The organism is Hansschlegelia sp. KR7-227 (assembly GCF_049446035.1).
Taxonomy (GTDB): Bacteria; Pseudomonadota; Alphaproteobacteria; order Rhizobiales; family Methylopilaceae; genus Methylopila.
Genome location: NZ_JBMSEA010000003.1, coordinates 368,841 through 384,652 on the forward strand (window position 1 = coordinate 368,841; position 15,812 = coordinate 384,652).

At 71.5% G+C, this 15,812-nt stretch carries 16 protein-coding genes; 11 read left to right on the forward strand and 5 right to left on the reverse strand.

What is annotated here, in order from left to right:
* Positions 1-4: 4 nt before the first annotated feature.
* The gene (locus ACO2RJ_RS19160) at positions 5-325 is read left to right on the forward strand and encodes a YbaB/EbfC family nucleoid-associated protein (RefSeq protein ID WP_423269770.1); all 321 of its coding nucleotides are present in this window, start codon (positions 5-7) and stop codon (positions 323-325) included.
* Positions 326-462: 137 nt separating this feature from the next.
* Positions 463-1,068: a recombination mediator RecR gene (gene recR, locus ACO2RJ_RS19165; RefSeq protein WP_423269771.1), complete on the forward strand. Its 606-nt coding sequence runs from the start codon at positions 463-465 to the stop codon at positions 1,066-1,068.
* Positions 1,069-1,079: 11 nt separating this feature from the next.
* Here recR and ACO2RJ_RS19170 read toward each other — a convergent pair whose 3' ends face one another.
* Entirely contained in the window at positions 1,080-1,271 is a 192-nt protein-coding gene (locus tag ACO2RJ_RS19170) for a hypothetical protein (RefSeq protein WP_423269772.1), read from the reverse strand.
* Positions 1,272-1,405: 134 nt separating this feature from the next.
* Positions 1,406-2,584, reverse strand: coding sequence for a DNA recombination protein RmuC (locus ACO2RJ_RS19175; RefSeq protein WP_423269773.1), 1,179 nt, complete (start codon positions 2,582-2,584; stop codon positions 1,406-1,408).
* A gap of 104 nt (positions 2,585-2,688) precedes the next feature.
* On the opposite strand from ACO2RJ_RS19175, the gene def reads away from it, so the two are divergent.
* The 3 genes from def to truA are packed head-to-tail and all read left to right on the forward strand — an operon-like array spanning position 2,689 to position 4,983.
* Entirely contained in the window at positions 2,689-3,261 is a 573-nt protein-coding gene (def, locus tag ACO2RJ_RS19180) for a peptide deformylase (RefSeq protein WP_423269774.1), read from the forward strand.
* A gap of 22 nt (positions 3,262-3,283) precedes the next feature.
* Complete coding sequence (gene fmt / locus ACO2RJ_RS19185) at positions 3,284-4,219, forward strand: methionyl-tRNA formyltransferase (protein WP_423269775.1); 936 nt, start codon at positions 3,284-3,286, stop codon at positions 4,217-4,219.
* A 5-nt stretch (positions 4,220-4,224) separates the two neighbouring features.
* Entirely contained in the window at positions 4,225-4,983 is a 759-nt protein-coding gene (gene truA, locus ACO2RJ_RS19190) for a tRNA pseudouridine(38-40) synthase TruA (RefSeq protein WP_423269776.1), read from the forward strand.
* A gap of 4 nt (positions 4,984-4,987) precedes the next feature.
* Here truA and ACO2RJ_RS19195 read toward each other — a convergent pair whose 3' ends face one another.
* A complete protein-coding gene (locus ACO2RJ_RS19195) occupies positions 4,988-5,557 on the reverse strand; it encodes a hypothetical protein (RefSeq protein ID WP_423269777.1) in 570 nt (189 codons plus the stop codon).
* Positions 5,558-5,848: 291 nt separating this feature from the next.
* Between ACO2RJ_RS19195 and ACO2RJ_RS19200 the strand changes: the two genes are divergently transcribed.
* Positions 5,849-6,397 carry a sigma-70 family RNA polymerase sigma factor gene (locus ACO2RJ_RS19200; protein WP_423269835.1) on the forward strand — a complete coding sequence of 183 codons (549 nt, stop codon included), beginning with the start codon at positions 5,849-5,851 and terminating at the stop codon, positions 6,395-6,397.
* 10 nt (positions 6,398-6,407) lie between these two features.
* Positions 6,408-7,382, forward strand: a complete 975-nt coding sequence (locus ACO2RJ_RS19205; protein WP_423269778.1) for an NADPH:quinone oxidoreductase family protein — start codon at positions 6,408-6,410, stop codon at positions 7,380-7,382.
* Positions 7,383-7,418: 36 nt separating this feature from the next.
* Here the strand turns inward: ACO2RJ_RS19205 and tlpA are convergent, their stop codons facing one another.
* Positions 7,419-8,063, reverse strand: a complete 645-nt coding sequence (tlpA, locus tag ACO2RJ_RS19210; RefSeq protein ID WP_423269779.1) for a thiol:disulfide interchange protein TlpA — start codon at positions 8,061-8,063, stop codon at positions 7,419-7,421.
* Between the two features lie 66 nt (positions 8,064-8,129).
* Here tlpA and argH point away from each other — a divergent pair, with 66 nt between their 5' ends.
* The 4 genes from argH (at position 8,130) to ACO2RJ_RS19230 (ending at position 13,991) form a co-directional block, all read left to right on the forward strand.
* Positions 8,130-9,554, forward strand: a complete 1,425-nt coding sequence (argH, locus tag ACO2RJ_RS19215; RefSeq protein ID WP_423269780.1) for an argininosuccinate lyase — start codon at positions 8,130-8,132, stop codon at positions 9,552-9,554.
* A 117-nt stretch (positions 9,555-9,671) separates the two neighbouring features.
* Positions 9,672-9,869 (forward strand): lipoprotein, encoded by a 198-nt coding sequence (locus ACO2RJ_RS19220; protein WP_423269781.1) that lies wholly within the window; start codon positions 9,672-9,674, stop codon positions 9,867-9,869.
* Positions 9,870-9,894: 25 nt separating this feature from the next.
* Positions 9,895-11,163 carry a diaminopimelate decarboxylase gene (gene lysA / locus ACO2RJ_RS19225; protein ID WP_423269782.1) on the forward strand — a complete coding sequence of 423 codons (1,269 nt, stop codon included), beginning with the start codon at positions 9,895-9,897 and terminating at the stop codon, positions 11,161-11,163.
* 131 nt (positions 11,164-11,294) lie between these two features.
* Positions 11,295-13,991, forward strand: coding sequence for a TIGR02302 family protein (locus ACO2RJ_RS19230; RefSeq protein WP_423269783.1), 2,697 nt, complete (start codon positions 11,295-11,297; stop codon positions 13,989-13,991).
* A 52-nt stretch (positions 13,992-14,043) separates the two neighbouring features.
* Here the strand turns inward: ACO2RJ_RS19230 and ggt are convergent, their stop codons facing one another.
* Positions 14,044-15,786 (reverse strand): gamma-glutamyltransferase, encoded by a 1,743-nt coding sequence (ggt, locus tag ACO2RJ_RS19235; protein WP_423269784.1) that lies wholly within the window; start codon positions 15,784-15,786, stop codon positions 14,044-14,046.
* Positions 15,787-15,812: the final 26 nt, after the last annotated feature.

Genomic DNA, 15,812 nt, shown 5'->3' on the forward strand with positions numbered 1-15,812 from the left:
CTCGATGCGCGACCTCATGGGCATGATGGCGAAGGCCAAGGAGCTCCAGCAGAAGATGCAGGACGCCCAGGCCGAGCTCGACCAGGTGACGGTCGAGGGCGCCTCGGGCGGCGGCGTGGTCGTGGTGACCCTGTCCGCGAAGGGCGACCTGCGCGGCCTGAAGATCGACCCGAGCCTGCTGAAGCCGGACGAGGCCGAGATCCTCGAGGACCTGATCGTCGCGGCCCACGCCGACGCGCGCGCCAAGGCGGAGGCCGTGATGCAGGAGAAAATGTCGGGACTGACCGCCGGCCTGCCGATCCCGCCCGGCATGAAGCTGTTCTGAGCGGCGGGCCGCGTCTGACACCGCGCGCGCCTCCTCGGCGTGACGGGGCTTTCTCGCCGCAGCGCCGTGCCGCGTCGACCTAACGGATGGGCAGCGGAAGGGGAGATTCTCTCAGTCCTTCGCGCCAGATTGATCGCATGTCCCGCACCGCCGCCGGCCCCGAGATCGAGCGCCTGATCCAGCTTCTCGCGAAGCTGCCCGGGCTCGGGCCGCGTTCGGCGCGGCGCGCCGCGCTCCATCTGCTGACCCGGAAGGAGAAGCTGCTGGAGCCGCTCTCCGACGCCATGCGGCTCGCCTGCGAGCGCGTGGAGGTCTGTTCGACCTGCGCCAATGTCGACACTCAGAACCCCTGCGCGATCTGCCGCGACCACCGTCGCGACGGCTCCGTCATCGTCGTGGTCGAGGACGTCTCGGATCTGTGGGCGCTGGAGCGGTCCGGGGCGGTGTCGGCGCGCTACCACGTGCTCGGCGGCACGCTCTCGCCGCTCGATGGCCGAGGTCCGGAAGACCTCAACCTCGGCACGCTGGCCGAACGGGCCAAGGCCCCCGAAGTCGCGGAAATCATCCTCGCCGTCAACGCCACGGTCGAAGGGCAGACGACGGCTCACTACGTCACCGACCTGCTCGTGGACTCGAATGTGAAGGTCACCCGCCTCGCCCACGGCGTGCCCGTCGGCGGCGAACTCGATTATCTCGACGACGGCACGCTGGCCGCGGCGATCCGGAGCCGCACGGCCTTTTGAGCAGCGGCGCCTCAGCGCCGCATGTGCAGCCGCATGCGGCCGGTCGGGCTGAGCGTCCAGCCCATGGCGGTCCGGTCGACGAGGCCCCGCTCGAGCAGCCGGCCCACGACCCCTCGGTCGCAGAGCACGGGCCCGTCGATCCGCCCCAGCAAGGCGAGCAGTTTGAGGTCTTCGGCTTCGAGCGTCCTGCGGAGCTCGGGCATTTTAGCGTCTCCTGATTGTCCCAACCCTCAACGTGGATTTCGTCGAAAGGTTTGGAATGACAACAGGAAAGTTGCCACCATGGTTAAGCAAGCGTTAACGGGGGTCCGATAAACCGTCGCAGTTCGGACCGTCCCTATTCCGCCGCCTCGCGCTGAAGGGGATTGGGCAGCGTCTCGGCGCTGCTCGCGGCGCCGAGCTCCATCTGCTCGAGCCGCATGCCGCGGCGCGTCACCTTTTCGGTCGAGATCGCGATCTGGTCGAGATCGCCGACGACCTGCCCGAAATGGCTCTTCAGCTTCTCCACGCGCTCGCCGACGCGGCGGACGTCGTCGAGCAGGCGGCCGACCTCGGCCTGGAGCAGATGCGCCTGCTCCCGCAGCGCCGCGTCGCGCGTCAGGCCCTGCACGACCTGGACCGCCAGGATCAGAAGCGACGGCGAGACGATCAGCACGCGCGCCCGGTGCGCCCGCGCGACGAGATCGTCGAACTTCTCCGCCAGGTCGGCGTGGATCTGCTCGGACGGCACGAACAGCAGCGCGACGTCCTGCGTCTCGCCAGCGATCAGGTACTTGCCGGCGACGTCCGACACATGCTTGCCGACGTCGGCGCGCACCCTCGTCTCGGCCGCCTTGACCGCCTCCGGGTTCTCGGCGAGCCGCAGGCGCTCGAAGCCTTCGAGCGGGAACTTGGCGTCGACGGCGAGGCCGCGACGGTCGCCGGGCAGGCGGATCAGCGCGTCCGGCCGGACGCCGGTCGAGAGCTGCGCCTGAAAGGTCACGGCGGACGGCGGCAGAGCGTCCTTGAGGATCGCCTCCATCCGCCCCTGTCCGAAGGCGCCGCGCGCGGGCTTGTTGGCGAGAATCGCCTTGAGGTCGGTGACTTGCCCTGCCAGCGCGCCGATGCTGGCGCCGGCGGCGTCGATCACCGCGAGGCGCGCCTCGAGCTTGGCGAGTTGTTCGGCGGTGGCCTGTCCGCTCGCGGCGAGCCCGTCGCCGACCCGCGCGCCCACCGCGTCGAGCCGTTCGGCGACCCCGCGGGCGAGGTCCGCCTGCCGCGAGCCGAGCGCCGCGGCGAAGGCCTGAAGCCGCCCGGTCGCCTCGGCCTGCATGCGCTCGAGACCGGCGAGCCGCGCCTCCGCCTCCCGGGCGCGCGCTTCGGCTTCCCGCGCCTCCCGCCGCCGAGCGGAGCCGGCGCCGATGAGGACGAGGAGCACGAGCGCGAGCAAGGCGAGCGCGCCGAGCCCGATGGCGGCGAGCGCTTCCGCCGGCGTAACGGGATGGCCTGCAAGGACGAACAAGGACTGCGTCATCATGGAATCGAGTCTGCGCGCGAACAAATAAAGAACAGGTTGACGCCTCGCCCGCAAGGGCTTATCCGCGGCCCGCCGCCCGTCATTTGCGAGCAACGAGACGAAAAATGGCCGCCGCGCCGCTGGTTTACCTGCCCGATCCGAAGCTGCGCGTGGTGAGCGCGCCCGTCGAGCGCGTCGACGCCGCCACGCGCGCGCTGGTCGACCGCATGTTCGAGACGATGTACGACGCCGCCGGCATCGGCCTCGCTGCGATCCAGATTGGCGAGGCGAAGCGCGTGGTCGTGATCGACCTCGCCGGCAAGGACGAGACGCCCGAACCCCTGGTGTTCATCAACCCTGAGATCGTGGCCTCCTCCGAGGAGCGGCAGGTCTACGAGGAAGGCTGCCTCTCCATTCCGGATTATTACGAAGAGGTCGAGCGGCCGGCGCGGGCGACCGTGCGATTCCTCGACCGCGAGGGCGCCGAGCAGGAGATCGAGGCCGACGGGCTGCTCTCCGTCTGCATCCAGCACGAGATCGATCATCTCAACGGCGTGCTGTTCATCGACCACATCTCGCGGCTGAAGCGCGACCGGGTGACGAAGAAGTTCGAGAAGGCGCGCGCCCAGGGCGAGCTTCCGTCGTTCCCGAAGCGCGACAAACGGGACCGGCGCGAACCCGAAGCCGTCACCCCCTGACGTCGCGGGCGGGCTCCCGCGCATGAGCCTGCGCCTCGTCTTCATGGGCACGCCGGAGTTTTCGGTCCCGGTGCTCACCGAACTCGTCGGCCAGGGCCATGAGATCGCCGCGGTCTACACGCGCGCGCCGAAGCCTGCCGGCCGGCGCGGCATGGAGCTGACGAGGACGCCGGTCCACCGTCTCGCCGAGAGGCTCGGCCTGCCCGTGATGACGCCGCGCACCTTTCGCGACGCCGACACGCTTGCGGGCTTCAAGGCCCACCAGGCCGACGCCGCGATCGTCGTCGCCTACGGCCTGATCCTGCCCAAAGCCGCGCTCGACGCGCCGCCGCTCGGCTGCCTCAACCTGCACGCTTCGCTGCTGCCGCGCTGGCGCGGCGCCGCCCCGATCCAGCGGGCGATCATGGCGGGCGACGCCGAGACCGGCGTGATGGTGATGCGGATGGAGGAGGGGCTCGACACCGGCCCCGTGGCCATGGTCGAGCGCGTCGCGATCGGGACCGACGAGACGGCGGGCGAGCTCCATGACCGGCTGTCCACGCTCGGCGCCGATCTGATGGCGCGCGCCGTCGCGGCGCTCGGCCGCGGCGGGCTGACGTTCCAGCCGCAGGCGGAGGAGGGCGCGCTCTATGCGCCCAAGATCGAGAAGGCCGAGACGCGCGTGGACTGGGGGACGTCCGCCGCCGAGATCCACGACCGCATCCGCGGGCTGTCCCCGTTTCCCGGCGCCTGGTTCGAGCTCGCCGGGCCGCGCGGGCCGGAGCGCGTGAAGGTTCTCCGCGCGAGCCGGGCCGACGGCGCCGGCGCGCCCGGCGAGGTGCTGGACGATCGGCTGACGGTCGCCTGCGGCGAGGGCGCCGTGCGGCTGCTCGAGCTCCAGCGCGCGGGCAAAGGCCCCGTCGACGCCGCGTCCTTCCTCAACGGCGCGCGGCTCGGGCCTGGCGCGCGGCTGGGCTGAGCCGCATGCCGCGCTACCGCCTCACCGTCGAGTATGACGGCGCGCCCTTCGTCGGGTGGCAGCGCCAGGCGAACGGGGCGTCGGTCCAGGGCGCGCTGGAGACCGCGATCGAAGCCTTCGCCGGCGAAGCCGTGACCGTGAAGGGGGCGGGACGCACGGACGCCGGCGTGCATGCGAGCGGACAGGTCGCCCATGTCGACCTCGCCAAGGCCTGGCGGCCCGACACCCTGCGGGACGCCGCCAATGCGCATCTCGCGCCGCGACCCGTGGCGGTGCTGGACGCAGCCGCGGCGCCCGACGCGTTCGACGCGCGTTTCTCGGCGATCCGGCGCCACTACCTCTATCGGATCGTCGACCGCCGACCGCCGCTCGCTCTGCTCGCCGGCCGCGCCTGGCGCGTGCCGAAGCGGCTTGACGTCGCGGCTATGGACCTCGCCGCGAAGCGGCTGCTCGGCCGGCACGACTTTTCGACGTTTCGGTCCGCACAGTGCCAGGCCGCCAGTCCGATCCGGACGCTCGATCGGCTCGACGTGACGCGGGAGGGCGAGCAGATCCTGATCGCGACGGACGCCCGCTCCTTCCTTCACAATCAAGTGCGGTCGCTGGCGGGGTCCCTCGTGGAGGTGGGGCTCGGAAAATGGAGCGCCGACGACCTCGCGTCGGCGCTGGCGCGCGCCGATCGCAAGGCGTGCGGGCCCGTCGCTCCGCCCTGGGGCCTGACGCTGACCCGGGTGGACTATCCCGAAGGCGCCGGCGAGGGTTGAACCCTCAGCGCGTCTTCGGCGCGGCGGCGCGGCAGTCCTGGTTGATCTTGTCGACGGCGGCCGCGATGCCGGACACCGAATAGCTGTCGGTCACCGCCCGGCCGCGGGTCGGCGTCGAAACCACCCGGATCGAGCGGCGCGCCTCGCGCATCGCCTGCACCAGCTTCGCCTGCTCCTCGTTCGAGCTCATGAAGGCGCCGTCGCCGCGCACGTACATCTTGAACTCGTCGCCGTCGACGGTGAGGTCGACCTCGCTGTTCGGCTTGAGCGTGAAGCCCGGCATCACGCTCACCTCGTTGAACACGCCCTCCTGAGGCCGGTTCGAGATGAAGAAATACGCGCCTTCGCGCGGCGCGGCCTGAGACCGGCGCCGGGAGCGCTGCGGTTCGGGCTGCGCGAGCGCGTAGCAGATCCGTCCGCCTTTGACGGGCGCGGCGTATGCGCTCCAGTCCTTGAACGTGCCGATCGCGGTCGGCTGCGTTCCTGCGGGAGCCTGCGCGGCGGCGCCTCCCCCGAAGCCGAAGGCGAATGCGCCCGCGACAAGGGCGAGAAGGTGGCGAGGCCGTGCGTTCATATCGTCGCTTTCCGTGTTCGGCGGCGCCGACGAAGCGCCGCGGCGATCCCGGGCCCCCCCGCGCCTTCGCGCGGGCAAAGGGACCCGGGCGGCGACGCGCAAGGCGACCACGACCATCAATCTAGGGCAAAAGTTTAGAAAATTTGTCCATTCCCCGTCAGTTGCGGTCCCCTGCAGTCGTGCTTTAGTGCCGGTCGCGCGTTTCTCCAGAGCGTGCGCCCCACAGACGGGGCCTCGTCACTGAGCGCGGATCGGCTCGACGTGAACTCACCTTCGGACATCGCTTCCGAAATGGCCCGGCTGGTCGCGCGCGTCGCGGCCGAGCGGGACAGGGAAGCGTTCGCCGTGCTGTTCGACCATTATGCGCCGCGGCTGTCCACCTATCTGCAGCGGCTCGGCGCCGATCCCGCCGCCGCCGAGGAGATCGCTCAGGACTCGATGATCGCGCTCTGGCGCAAGGCCGAGCTGTTCGACCCGGCCAAGTCCTCGGTCGGAACCTGGCTCTACCGCATCGCGCGCAACCGCCGCATCGACCTGTTGCGCCGCTCGCGCGGCGTAATGGTCGACATCGACGACGCCGTGCCGCCGGTCGACGAGGCGCCCCAGCCGGACGAACAGCTCGGCGCCCGCGAGCGGGAGACGCTGGTGCGCCACGCTATGACCGGGCTCCCGCCCGAGCAGCTCAAGCTCGTCCGGCTCGCCTTCTTCGAAGGCCGCTCGCACAGCGAGATCGCCGAGTCCACCGGGCTGCCGCTCGGCACGGTCAAGTCACGCATCCGTCTCGCCTTCACGCGGCTGAGGCGCAGTCTCGAGGCGGCCGGCCTCGTCGAAGCGGAATGAGGCCGCGCTCATGAAGGCCGTGCTGTGCGAGCGCCTCGGCGGCCCCGAGGATCTTCGCCTCGTCGAGCTGCCCGATCCAGAGCCTGGACGGGACGAGGTCGTCGTCGAGGTCGCCTACGCCGCGCTCAATTTCTTCGACACGCTGATCATCGCCGGGCGCTACCAGACGAAGCCAGACCTGCCGTTCTCGCCCGGCGGCGAGTTCTCCGGCCGGGTGTCGGCGGTCGGCGCCGGCGTCGAGGGACTTGCGGTCGGCGACCGCGTCGCCGGCTATCTCGGCTATGGCTGCTGCCGCGAAAAGGTCGTCGCCCGCGCCGAAGCGCTGACGCTTGTGCCGGAGGAGCTCCCGCTCGACCGGGCGGCCGGGATCATCATCACCTATGGCACGACCTTGCACGCCCTCGCCGACCGCGGGGCGCTGAAGACCGGTGAGACGCTCGCCGTGCTCGGCGCGAGCGGCGGCGTCGGGATCGCTGCGGTCGAGATCGGCAAGCTGCTCGGCGCCCGCGTCATCGCCTGCGCGTCCTCGGCCGAGAAGCTCGCCTTCGCGCGCGAGCGCGGCGCGGACGAGACGCTCGACTACGCGACCGAAGACCTCAAGACCCGGCTGAAGGAGATGACCGGCGGACGCGGCGTCGACGTCGTCTACGATCCCGTCGGCGGCGAGGCGACGGAGGCCGCCGTCCGCGCGCTCGCCTGGCGCGGCCGGCTGCTGGTCATCGGCTTCGCCGCCGGCGACATCCCGAAGCTGCCGCTCAACCTGCCCATGCTGAAGGGGGCGGACGTGCGCGGCGTGTTCTGGTCCGAGCACGCCAAGCGGGAGCCGGCCGTCCACCGCGCGGAGCTCGCCCGCATCTTCGACTGGGCCGCGGACGGCGAAATCTCCGCCCATGTCGACGCCGTGCTGCCGCTCGACCAGACCGCGGAGGCGATCGCCCGGATCAAGCGCCGCGAGGCGAAGGGCAAGATCCTCGTGCGGCCGTAAGCTTCCGGGCGCTCGGTCGAACCGTAGGCCGAGCGATCAGCTCCCCAGCGCCGCCTCGATCAGCCGCTTGGCGTCGTCGCTCGCCCACTCCGCGGGGCCAGGGAGGTAGCCGATCTCGCAGCCGGCGCGGTCGAGGATCAGGGTGGTCGGAAGGCCGGTTCCCCGCCCGACGCTCTTCAACGCCGGCAGCACCTTGCCGGCGGGGTCGTGGAACAGCTGAAGCTTCTGCGCGCCGATGTCCTTCAGGAACTTCTGCGGCTTGTCGGCCCCGCCGAAATCGAGCGACAGCGGCACGACGGCGAAATCGACCCCGCCCTTCTCGGCCTCGAGACGATCGAGCGCCGGCATTTCCTTGCGGCACGGCGCGCACCAGGTGGCCCAGAGGTTCAGCAGCACGACCTTGCCCTTGAAGCGGTCGAGCCCGATTGAGGCGCCGGTCGAGTCGTTGAAGGCGAGCAAGGGGAGCGGGCGAGGGGAGGTCGCGGCGACCACGCCGGCCACCTCGCCCTTCGCGGCCCGGCCGAACGCTGCTAACGTCTCCTTGGACGCGGCGCATGCGGACGCCTTGTCGCCGCCGCCGATCCCATATAGGGCGAGCGCGCCAAGCCCGATCGCCGCAAGCGCGGCCAGAATGAGCAAGCGGGCGAAGGATCGGCGCGGAGCCGCCGCCGGTTCAGGCATGTCTACCTCGGTGGAAAACAGCCTCGGGGCGAGCGACGCCTCAGGCCGGCAAGGGATCTCAGCGCGATGAGCAACGCCATGTGGGGCGGCCGGTTCGCCGACGCGCCGGACGCCGTTCTGGAGGCGATCAACGCCTCGATCGATTTCGACCGCCGCTTTTACGCTCAGGACATCCGCGGCTCCAAGGCCCATGTCGCGATGCTCGCCGCGGCCGGCATCGTCTCGAAAGACGACGCCGACGCGATCGAGAAGGGTTTGGACGAGGTGCTGGCCGAGATCGAGGCCGGGACGTTCACCTTCTCGCGAACGCTCGAAGACATCCATATGAACGTCGAGAGCCGGCTCGCCCAGTACGCCGGCGACGCGGCGGGGCGGCTGCACACGGCGCGTTCGCGCAACGACCAGGTCGCGACCGACTTCAAGCTGTTCGTGCGCGACGCCCTCGACGCCCTGAACGTGAGCCTGCTCGGCCTGCAGTCCGCGCTGGTCGAGAAGGCGACGACGCACGCCGGCGCCGTCATGCCGGGCTTCACCCATCTGCAGAGCGCGCAGCCCGTGACCTTCGGCCATCATCTGATGGCCTATGTCGAGATGATCGGGCGCGACCGCGGCCGGCTCGTCGACGCGCGCCGCCGGCTCAACGAATGTCCGCTGGGCGCCGCCGCGCTCGCCGGCACCTCGTTCCCGATCGACCGCACGATGACCGCCAAGGCGCTCGGCTTCGACCGGCCGACCGCGAATTCGCTCGACAGCGTCGCCGACCGCGACTTCGCGCTCGAGACGCTGTCGATGGCGGCGATCTGCGCCGGCCATTTGTCGCGTTTCGCGGAGGAGATCGTGCTGTGGTCGACGCCGCAGTTCGGCTTCATCCGCCTGTCGGACCGGTTCTCCACCGGCTCCTCGATCATGCCGCAGAAGCGCAACCCCGACGCCGCCGAACTGGTGCGCGGCAAATCCGGCCGCGTGACCGGCGCGCTGGTCGGCCTGCTCACCGTCATGAAGGGCCTGCCGCTCGCCTATTCCAAGGACATGCAGGAGGACAAGGAGGGGCTGTTCGACGCGCTCGACACGCTGGACCTCTGCGTCGCCGCGACGACCGGCATGGTCGAAGACATGACGCCCGACCTTGCCGCCATGCGGCGCGCGGCGGGCGCGGGCTACGCCACGGCGACCGATCTCGCCGACTGGCTGGTGCGGGTGGTCGGCATGCCGTTCCGCGAGGCGCACCACGTCACCGGCCGGATCGTGGGGATCGCCTCGGAGCGCAAAGTCCCGCTGGAGCGTCTGCCGCTCGACGCGATGCAAGAGGTCGAGCCGCGCATCACCGCGCAGGCCTTCGAGGTGCTCGGCGTGACGAAATCCGTGCGCAGCCGTACGAGCTACGGCGGGACGGCGCCGCGCAACGTCCGCGCCCAGGCCGCGCGCTGGCGGCGGCGGCTGAAGAGGGACAGGGCGGCGCTCGAAGGGCGGGCGGCCCCCGCTCCGGTCTGATCCCTCCTGGCGTTTGGAGGGAAGGCGATCGCGACGCCCGCGTCGGACATGGCTTTCGCATCCCGACGCCATGGCTGTATGGTCGCGCCGCAAAACGCCCGCCAGGAACGACCGCCCGTGCCGAGTCCCGCCCGCCTCGCTTCGCTCTCGACCCTGATCGTGCTCGCCGTCGCGCTTGGCGCCTGCGGTCGGCGCGGGGATCCCACGCCCCCGCCGGGGACGACGATGGAGAAGGTGGAGCTGCCCGACGGCAAGACCGTGGAGCGGCGCAAGAAGCCGACCCGCCCCTTCGTGCTCGACGGCCTGCTGAACTGAGCGCGCGACCCCGCGGACATCTCCGATGCATCATTTTGATTATGTCGACGGCGCCCTCCACGCCGAGGACGTGCCGCTCGCGCGCATCGCGGACGAAGTCGGCACGCCGGTCTACGTCTATTCGACGGCGACGCTGACCCGCCACGTCCGGGTGTTCTCCGAGGCTTTCGCGGGCGTGGACCACCTCGTCTGCTACGCCGTCAAGGCGCTGTCGAACCAGGCGGTGCTGACCACTCTCGCCCGGCTCGGGACGGGCATGGACGTCGTATCGGGCGGCGAGCTTCTCCGCGCGCTGAAGGCTGGGGTCCCCGGCGAGCGCATCACCTTCTCCGGCGTGGGCAAGACGGACGCCGAGCTGGCGCAGGCGCTCGACGCCGGGATTTTGTGCTTCAATGTGGAGAGCGAGCCGGAGCTCAGGGCGCTGTCGCGGATCGCGTTCGAGAAGGGCGCGACCGCTCCGATCGCCCTGCGCGTGAACCCGGACGTCGACGCCGGGAGCCACGCCAAGATCTCGACCGGCTCGTCGGAGACCAAATTCGGCGTGCCGATCGCCCGCGCCCGCGACGTCTATGCGGAGGCCGCCGGCCTGCCGGGGATCGAGGTCGCCGGCGTCGACATGCACATCGGCAGCCAGATCACCGCGCTCGACCCGTTCGACAGCGCGATCGCGCGGCTCGTTGATTTCGTGGGCGATCTGCGCGCCGACGGCCACCGCATCGATCATGTCGACCTCGGCGGCGGCCTCGGCATCCCCTACCGCTGGGACAACGATCCGCCGCCGCACCCGGACGCCTATGCCGGCGTGGTGAAGCGGCTGACGTCCGGGCTGAAGGCGAAGCTGATCTTCGAGCCCGGCCGGCTGATCGTCGGCAACGCCGGGATCCTGCTCACCCGGGTGATCTACGTGAAGGACGGCGCCGACAAGACCTTCGTGATCGTCGACGCCGGCATGAACGATCTGATCCGCCCGACGCTCTACGACGCCCATCACGAGATCCAGCCGGTGACGGAAGCGCGCCCGGATACTCCGCGCATCCGCGGGGACGTGGTCGGCCCGGTCTGCGAGACCGGGGACTATCTCGCGCTCGACCGCGACATCGCCGCGGTGAAGGCCGGCGACCTGCTCGCGGTGATGTCCGCCGGCGCCTATGGGGCGGCGCAGTCCTCGACCTACAATTCGCGCCCGCTCGTTCCTGAGGTCCTCGTCGACGGCGGCCGCTACGCGGTCGTTCGCCCGCGCCCCACGATCGAGGAGATGATCGCGCAGGACCGCCTCCCGGACTGGCTGCGGTAAGCGCGAGGCCTTCCTCGTTCACGTTCGCATGAGCGCCGCCGTCGCGCCGCAATGCTGGCCATAGGCCCGGTCCATGCTAGCCTCGCTCCCGTATAGGCGTTGGCGGGGGCCGGGGAGCGGGAGACCGGCGTTTGAAGGCAGATGACACCGACGATCCGCGCGGGCCCCGCGGGGCCCTGATCGACCGGATCGTCCGGCGCGCGCGGCTGGCGCTCGTCTGGGAAGGCGCGTGGCCCTGCCTCGCCGCCGCGCTCGGCGTCGGCACCCTATTTCTCGCCGTGTCCTGGTTCGGCCTGTGGGACGCTCTGCCGCCTTACGGGCGGATGATCGGCGTCCTGCTGTTCTGCTTGGCCGGGTTGGCCGCGCTCGCCCCGATCGTCCGCGTCGCCGCGCCTGGCCGCCAGGCCGCGCTGACGCGCGTCGACCGGGCCACCGGACAACCGCATCGTCCCGCCACCAGTCTCGACGACCGGCTCGCCCCGACCGCGGGCGAGGACGCTTTCACCCGCGCTCTGTGGTCCGCCCATCGCGAGCGGATCAGCCGCGAGTCCGACGCCCTGCGCGCGGGCCGCCCGACGCCCAATCTCCCCGCCCGCGACCCTTATGCGCTCCGCTTCGCGCTCGGCCTCGTCGCGGTCGCCGCCTTCGCCTATGCCGGAGCCGACCGCGGCGACCGCGTGCGCGCCGCCTTCGACTGGACCACGCCGACGGCCGACGTGACGCCGGCGCGCGTGGACGCCTGGGTGGCGCCGCCCGGCTACACCGGCCGTCCGCCGATCTTCCTCACGGCGCGCGCGGGAACGACGGCCGGGGCGCCCGCCGCCGCCGCGGCGGCGCCGGAAGACTCCGTTGAGACCGTGCGGGCGCCCCGGAACTCCGTGCTCGTCATCCGCGGGTCCGGCGGCTCCGTCGACGTCGCCATGACCGGCGACGCTGCCCCTGTCGAATCCGGCGCGAAGCCGCCGGAAGGCGTCACCGAGCGACGCTTCACGCTCGGCGGCGACGCCGAGGTCCGGGTCGCCGCGGCCGGCGCCGCAGAACGGTCCTGGCGCTTCTCGGTCATTCCCGACGAAGCGCCGACGATCACGCTGTCGGGTCCGCCCAAGCTGAACGCGCGCGGCACCGCGACCATCGGCTACGAGGTGAAGGACGATTATGGCGTGGCGAGCGCCGAGGCGCGCTTCGCGCTCAAGAGCGAGGCGCCCGCGAAGATCCCGTCCGGCGGGCGGGCGCCGTCGGCCGCGCCCGCCGAGGAGCGTCCGCTCTATGAGGCGCCGAAGGTGAAGCTCGGCCTGCCGCGGGCGAAGGCGAAGGACGGCAAGGCCGAAACGCCGCTCGACGTGATGGAGCATCCGTTCGCAGGCGCCGACGCCGTCATGACGCTGGTCGCGCGCGACGCCGCCGGCCAGGAGGGCGCGAGCGCGCCGCTCGCGATGAAGCTGCCGGCGCGAACCTTCACCAAGCCGCTCGCCCGCGCGCTCGTCGAGCAGCGCCGCGTTCTCGCGCTCAACGCCTTCGCCAAGCCGCGCGTGCTGCAGGCGCTGCGGGCGCTCACGCTCTATCCGGAGGAGTTCACCCCCGAAGCAGGCATCTATCTCGGCCTGACCACCGCCTACCGGCGGCTGGAGCTGGCGCGGAGCGACGACGAATTGAGAGCCGCGGCGGACTATCTCTGGGAGATCGCGCTGCGCATCGAGGACGGCGACCTGCCGGAAGCCGAACGCGACCTGCGCGCCGCGGAGGAGGCGCTGCGCAAGGCGCTTGAGAACGGCGCGTCCGAGCAGGAGATCCAGAAGCTCACCCAGGATCTGCGGGCGGCGCTGGAGAAGTTCATGCGCGAGATGGCGCAGCAGGCGCAGAAGCAGCAGCAGGGCCAGCCCCCGCGGCAGGGCCAGCGCGGCGCGCAGGAGATCCGCCCGCAGGATTTGCGCAAGATGATCGACCGGATGGAGCAGCTGTCGAAGCAGGGCGCGAAGGACGCCGCCCGCCAGGCGCTCGCCGAGCTCCGCAACATGCTCGACAATCTGCAGAACGCGCAGCGCCAGCAGGCCGATCCGAACGCCCAGGCCCAGCAGCAGCAAATGGACAAGCTGCAGGACATGATCCGCGAGCAGAGCAAGCTCCGCGACAAGACCTTCCAGCAGTTCCGCCAAGGCGAGCGCAATCAGAGGAACCAGCGCAACCAGCAGGGCCGTCGCCAGCAGAACCAGCAACAGCAGGGCGGCCAAGACGGTCAGGAGATGAAGGAGCTCGCCGAGCAGCAGCGTCAGCTGCGCGACAAGCTCGACCAGATGATGAAGGACATGAAGAAGGGGCAGCAAGGCCAGCAGGGCCAGCGCCAGGAGAAGGGCAAGCCCGATCAGGGGCAGGACGGCCAGCAAGGTCAGGGCGAGCAGGCCGAGGGCGGCAAGCCCGGCGGCGAACAGGCGCTCGGCGAGGCCGGCGAGAGCATGGGCGAGGCCCGCGGCGCGCTCGGCCAGGGCCAGACCGGCGAGGCGCTCGACCAGCAGCAGAGGGCGCTCGAGAACCTGCGCAAGGGCGCCCAGGCGATGGCCGAGCAGATGCAGCAGCAGCAGGGCCAGGGCCAGCCCGGGCAGCAGGGGCAGCCCGGCCAGCAGGGCCAGCGCGAAGGCGAGGAGGGCCGCGACGACGACCCGCTCGGCCGCCCCGTTCGCCGACGCGAGAGCGACGGCGACACCACCAAGGTGCCCGGCGAGATCGAGGCCCAGCGCGCGCGGCGCGTGCTGGAGGAGTTGCGCAAGCGCCTCGGCGAGAGCGAGCGTCCCCGCGAGGAGCTCGACTATCTCGAGCGCCTGCTGACGCCGTAGCCTGGCCGAGCGGCCGCGCGAGGGGACCGCCGGACGTCGCCGCGGCCTGCCGCTATTCCCCGATCGCCACGCCTTCGCGCCGTGGATCGGCGCCGCCGGTCAGTCCGTCCGGGCCGATCGCGATCGCCTGCACGCCCGACGTCATGTCGTCCAGCTTGATCTCGAAGCCGAGCGCCTTCAGCGGTTCTGCGAGGGTCTCGGCCTCCGTGCCCTTCTCGAGCTCGAAGGGGCCACGGCGGTTCAGCATGTTCGGCAGAGCGGCCGCCGCCGCCGGATCCATGCCCCAGTCCAGATGTGCGATCAGCGTCTTGGCGACGTAACCGATGATCTGGCTGCCGCCGGGCGAGCCGACCGCGAAGACCGGGCGTCCGTCCTTCATCACGATCGTGGGCGCCATGGACGAGCGCGGCCGCTTGCCAGGCTCCACGCGGTTCGTGACCGGCGCGCCATCCTTGTGGCTGCGGAAGGAGAAGTCCGTCAGCTCGTTGTTGAGCAGGAAGCCACGCACCATCAGGCGCGAGCCGAAGCCGGCTTCGATGGTCGTGGTCATGGACACGACGTCGCCGGCCGCGTCGACGACCACGAGATGGCTGGTGCCGGGCAGCTCGATCGCGGTGTCGGGCGCGAAGCGGCCGGCGTGCGAGAATTTCGGCTCGCCGGCCTCCGCTTTCTCGAGCGCGCGTCCGCCGGTGAGCAGGCGCGCGCGCCGATCGAGATAGTCGCGGGCGACGAGGCCCGCGGTCGGCTGCGGCACGAAGGCTGGATCGGCGACGTAGCGCTCGCGGTCAGCGAAAGCGAGACGCTGGGCGTCGCCGATCAGCCGCCAGGCCTCCGGACTCTTAGGCCCGAGCGCGGCGAGATCGCTGTTCGCCAGCATGCCGAGGATCTGCGCCACCGCGATCCCGCCGGAGGAGGGCGGGCCCATGCCGCAGATCTCGACGGCGCGATACGGCGCGCACGCCGGCGGCCGCTCGACGATCGCGTAGCGGGCGAGGTCGTCGACCGACAGCACGCCCGGGTTCTCCGCGTTCCTCACGGCCGCCACGATCTCGGCTGCCATCGGACCGGCGTAGAACGCGTCGGCGCCGCCGTCGCGCAGCGCGGCGAGCGTGCGGGCGTAGGCGCGGTTGGTGATCCGTGACCCTGCCGCGAGCGGCGTGCCGCCGGGCAGGAAGTAGGCTCGGGCGGCGGCGTCGCGCCCGAGTCGGGGCGCGTCTTCGGCGATCTGGGCGGCGAGCCGCGGCGACACCTCGAAACCCTCCTCGGCGAGCTTCAGGGCCGGGCCGAACAGGCGTCCCCAGGCGAGCTTGCCATAGCGCCGGTGCGCGGCCTCCAGAAGGCGCGGCGTGCCGGGAACCCCGACCGAGCGGCCGCCGACGACCGCGTCCATGAAGGCGAGGGGCTCGCCGCGGTCGTCCTGGAACAGCGTCGGCGTGGCGGCCGCTGGCGCGGTTTCGCGGCCGTCGAGGGTCGTCAGCTCGCCCGACGCCGCGTTGAAATGAACGAGGAACGCGCCGCCGCCGAGACCTGACGACTGCGGCTCCACAAGCCCGAGCACGAACTGCGCCGCCGCCGCCGCGTCGACGGCGCTGCCGCCCGCCCGCAGCATCTCGGCCGCAGCTTCCGCCGCGAGCGGGTTCGCCGCCGCGGCCATCCAGCGTTTGGAACGCACCGCCGACTTCGGGGCGGCAGGGCTCGCGATCTCCGGCGCCGGTTTGGGCGCCTCCTGCGCGAGCGCGGGGACGGCCGCCGCGAAGGCGGCGGCGAAACACCAAGCGAGAGCGATGCGGCGCATGACGTCTCCTGACGCGGGATCGCCTG

Bases quoted from the DNA above. Each gene is read 5' to 3' on its own strand.
- ACO2RJ_RS19160 (WP_423269770.1), top strand. From the start codon at position 5: ATGCGCGACCTCATGGGCATGATGGCGAAGGCCAAGGAGCTCCAGCAG.
- recR (WP_423269771.1), top strand. From the start codon at position 463: ATGTCCCGCACCGCCGCCGGCCCCGAGATCGAGCGCCTGATCCAGCTT.
- ACO2RJ_RS19170 (WP_423269772.1), bottom strand. From the start codon at position 1,271: ATGCCCGAGCTCCGCAGGACGCTCGAAGCCGAAGACCTCAAACTGCTC.
- ACO2RJ_RS19175 (WP_423269773.1), bottom strand. From the start codon at position 2,584: ATGATGACGCAGTCCTTGTTCGTCCTTGCAGGCCATCCCGTTACGCCG.
- def (WP_423269774.1), top strand. From the start codon at position 2,689: ATGGCCGCCGCGCCGCTGGTTTACCTGCCCGATCCGAAGCTGCGCGTG.
- fmt (WP_423269775.1), top strand. From the start codon at position 3,284: ATGAGCCTGCGCCTCGTCTTCATGGGCACGCCGGAGTTTTCGGTCCCG.
- truA (WP_423269776.1), top strand. From the start codon at position 4,225: ATGCCGCGCTACCGCCTCACCGTCGAGTATGACGGCGCGCCCTTCGTC.
- ACO2RJ_RS19195 (WP_423269777.1), bottom strand. From the start codon at position 5,557: ATGAACGCACGGCCTCGCCACCTTCTCGCCCTTGTCGCGGGCGCATTC.
- ACO2RJ_RS19200 (WP_423269835.1), top strand. From the start codon at position 5,849: ATGGCCCGGCTGGTCGCGCGCGTCGCGGCCGAGCGGGACAGGGAAGCG.
- ACO2RJ_RS19205 (WP_423269778.1), top strand. From the start codon at position 6,408: ATGAAGGCCGTGCTGTGCGAGCGCCTCGGCGGCCCCGAGGATCTTCGC.
- tlpA (WP_423269779.1), bottom strand. From the start codon at position 8,063: ATGCCTGAACCGGCGGCGGCTCCGCGCCGATCCTTCGCCCGCTTGCTC.
- argH (WP_423269780.1), top strand. From the start codon at position 8,130: ATGAGCAACGCCATGTGGGGCGGCCGGTTCGCCGACGCGCCGGACGCC.
- lysA (WP_423269782.1), top strand. From the start codon at position 9,895: ATGCATCATTTTGATTATGTCGACGGCGCCCTCCACGCCGAGGACGTG.
- ggt (WP_423269784.1), bottom strand. From the start codon at position 15,786: ATGCGCCGCATCGCTCTCGCTTGGTGTTTCGCCGCCGCCTTCGCGGCG.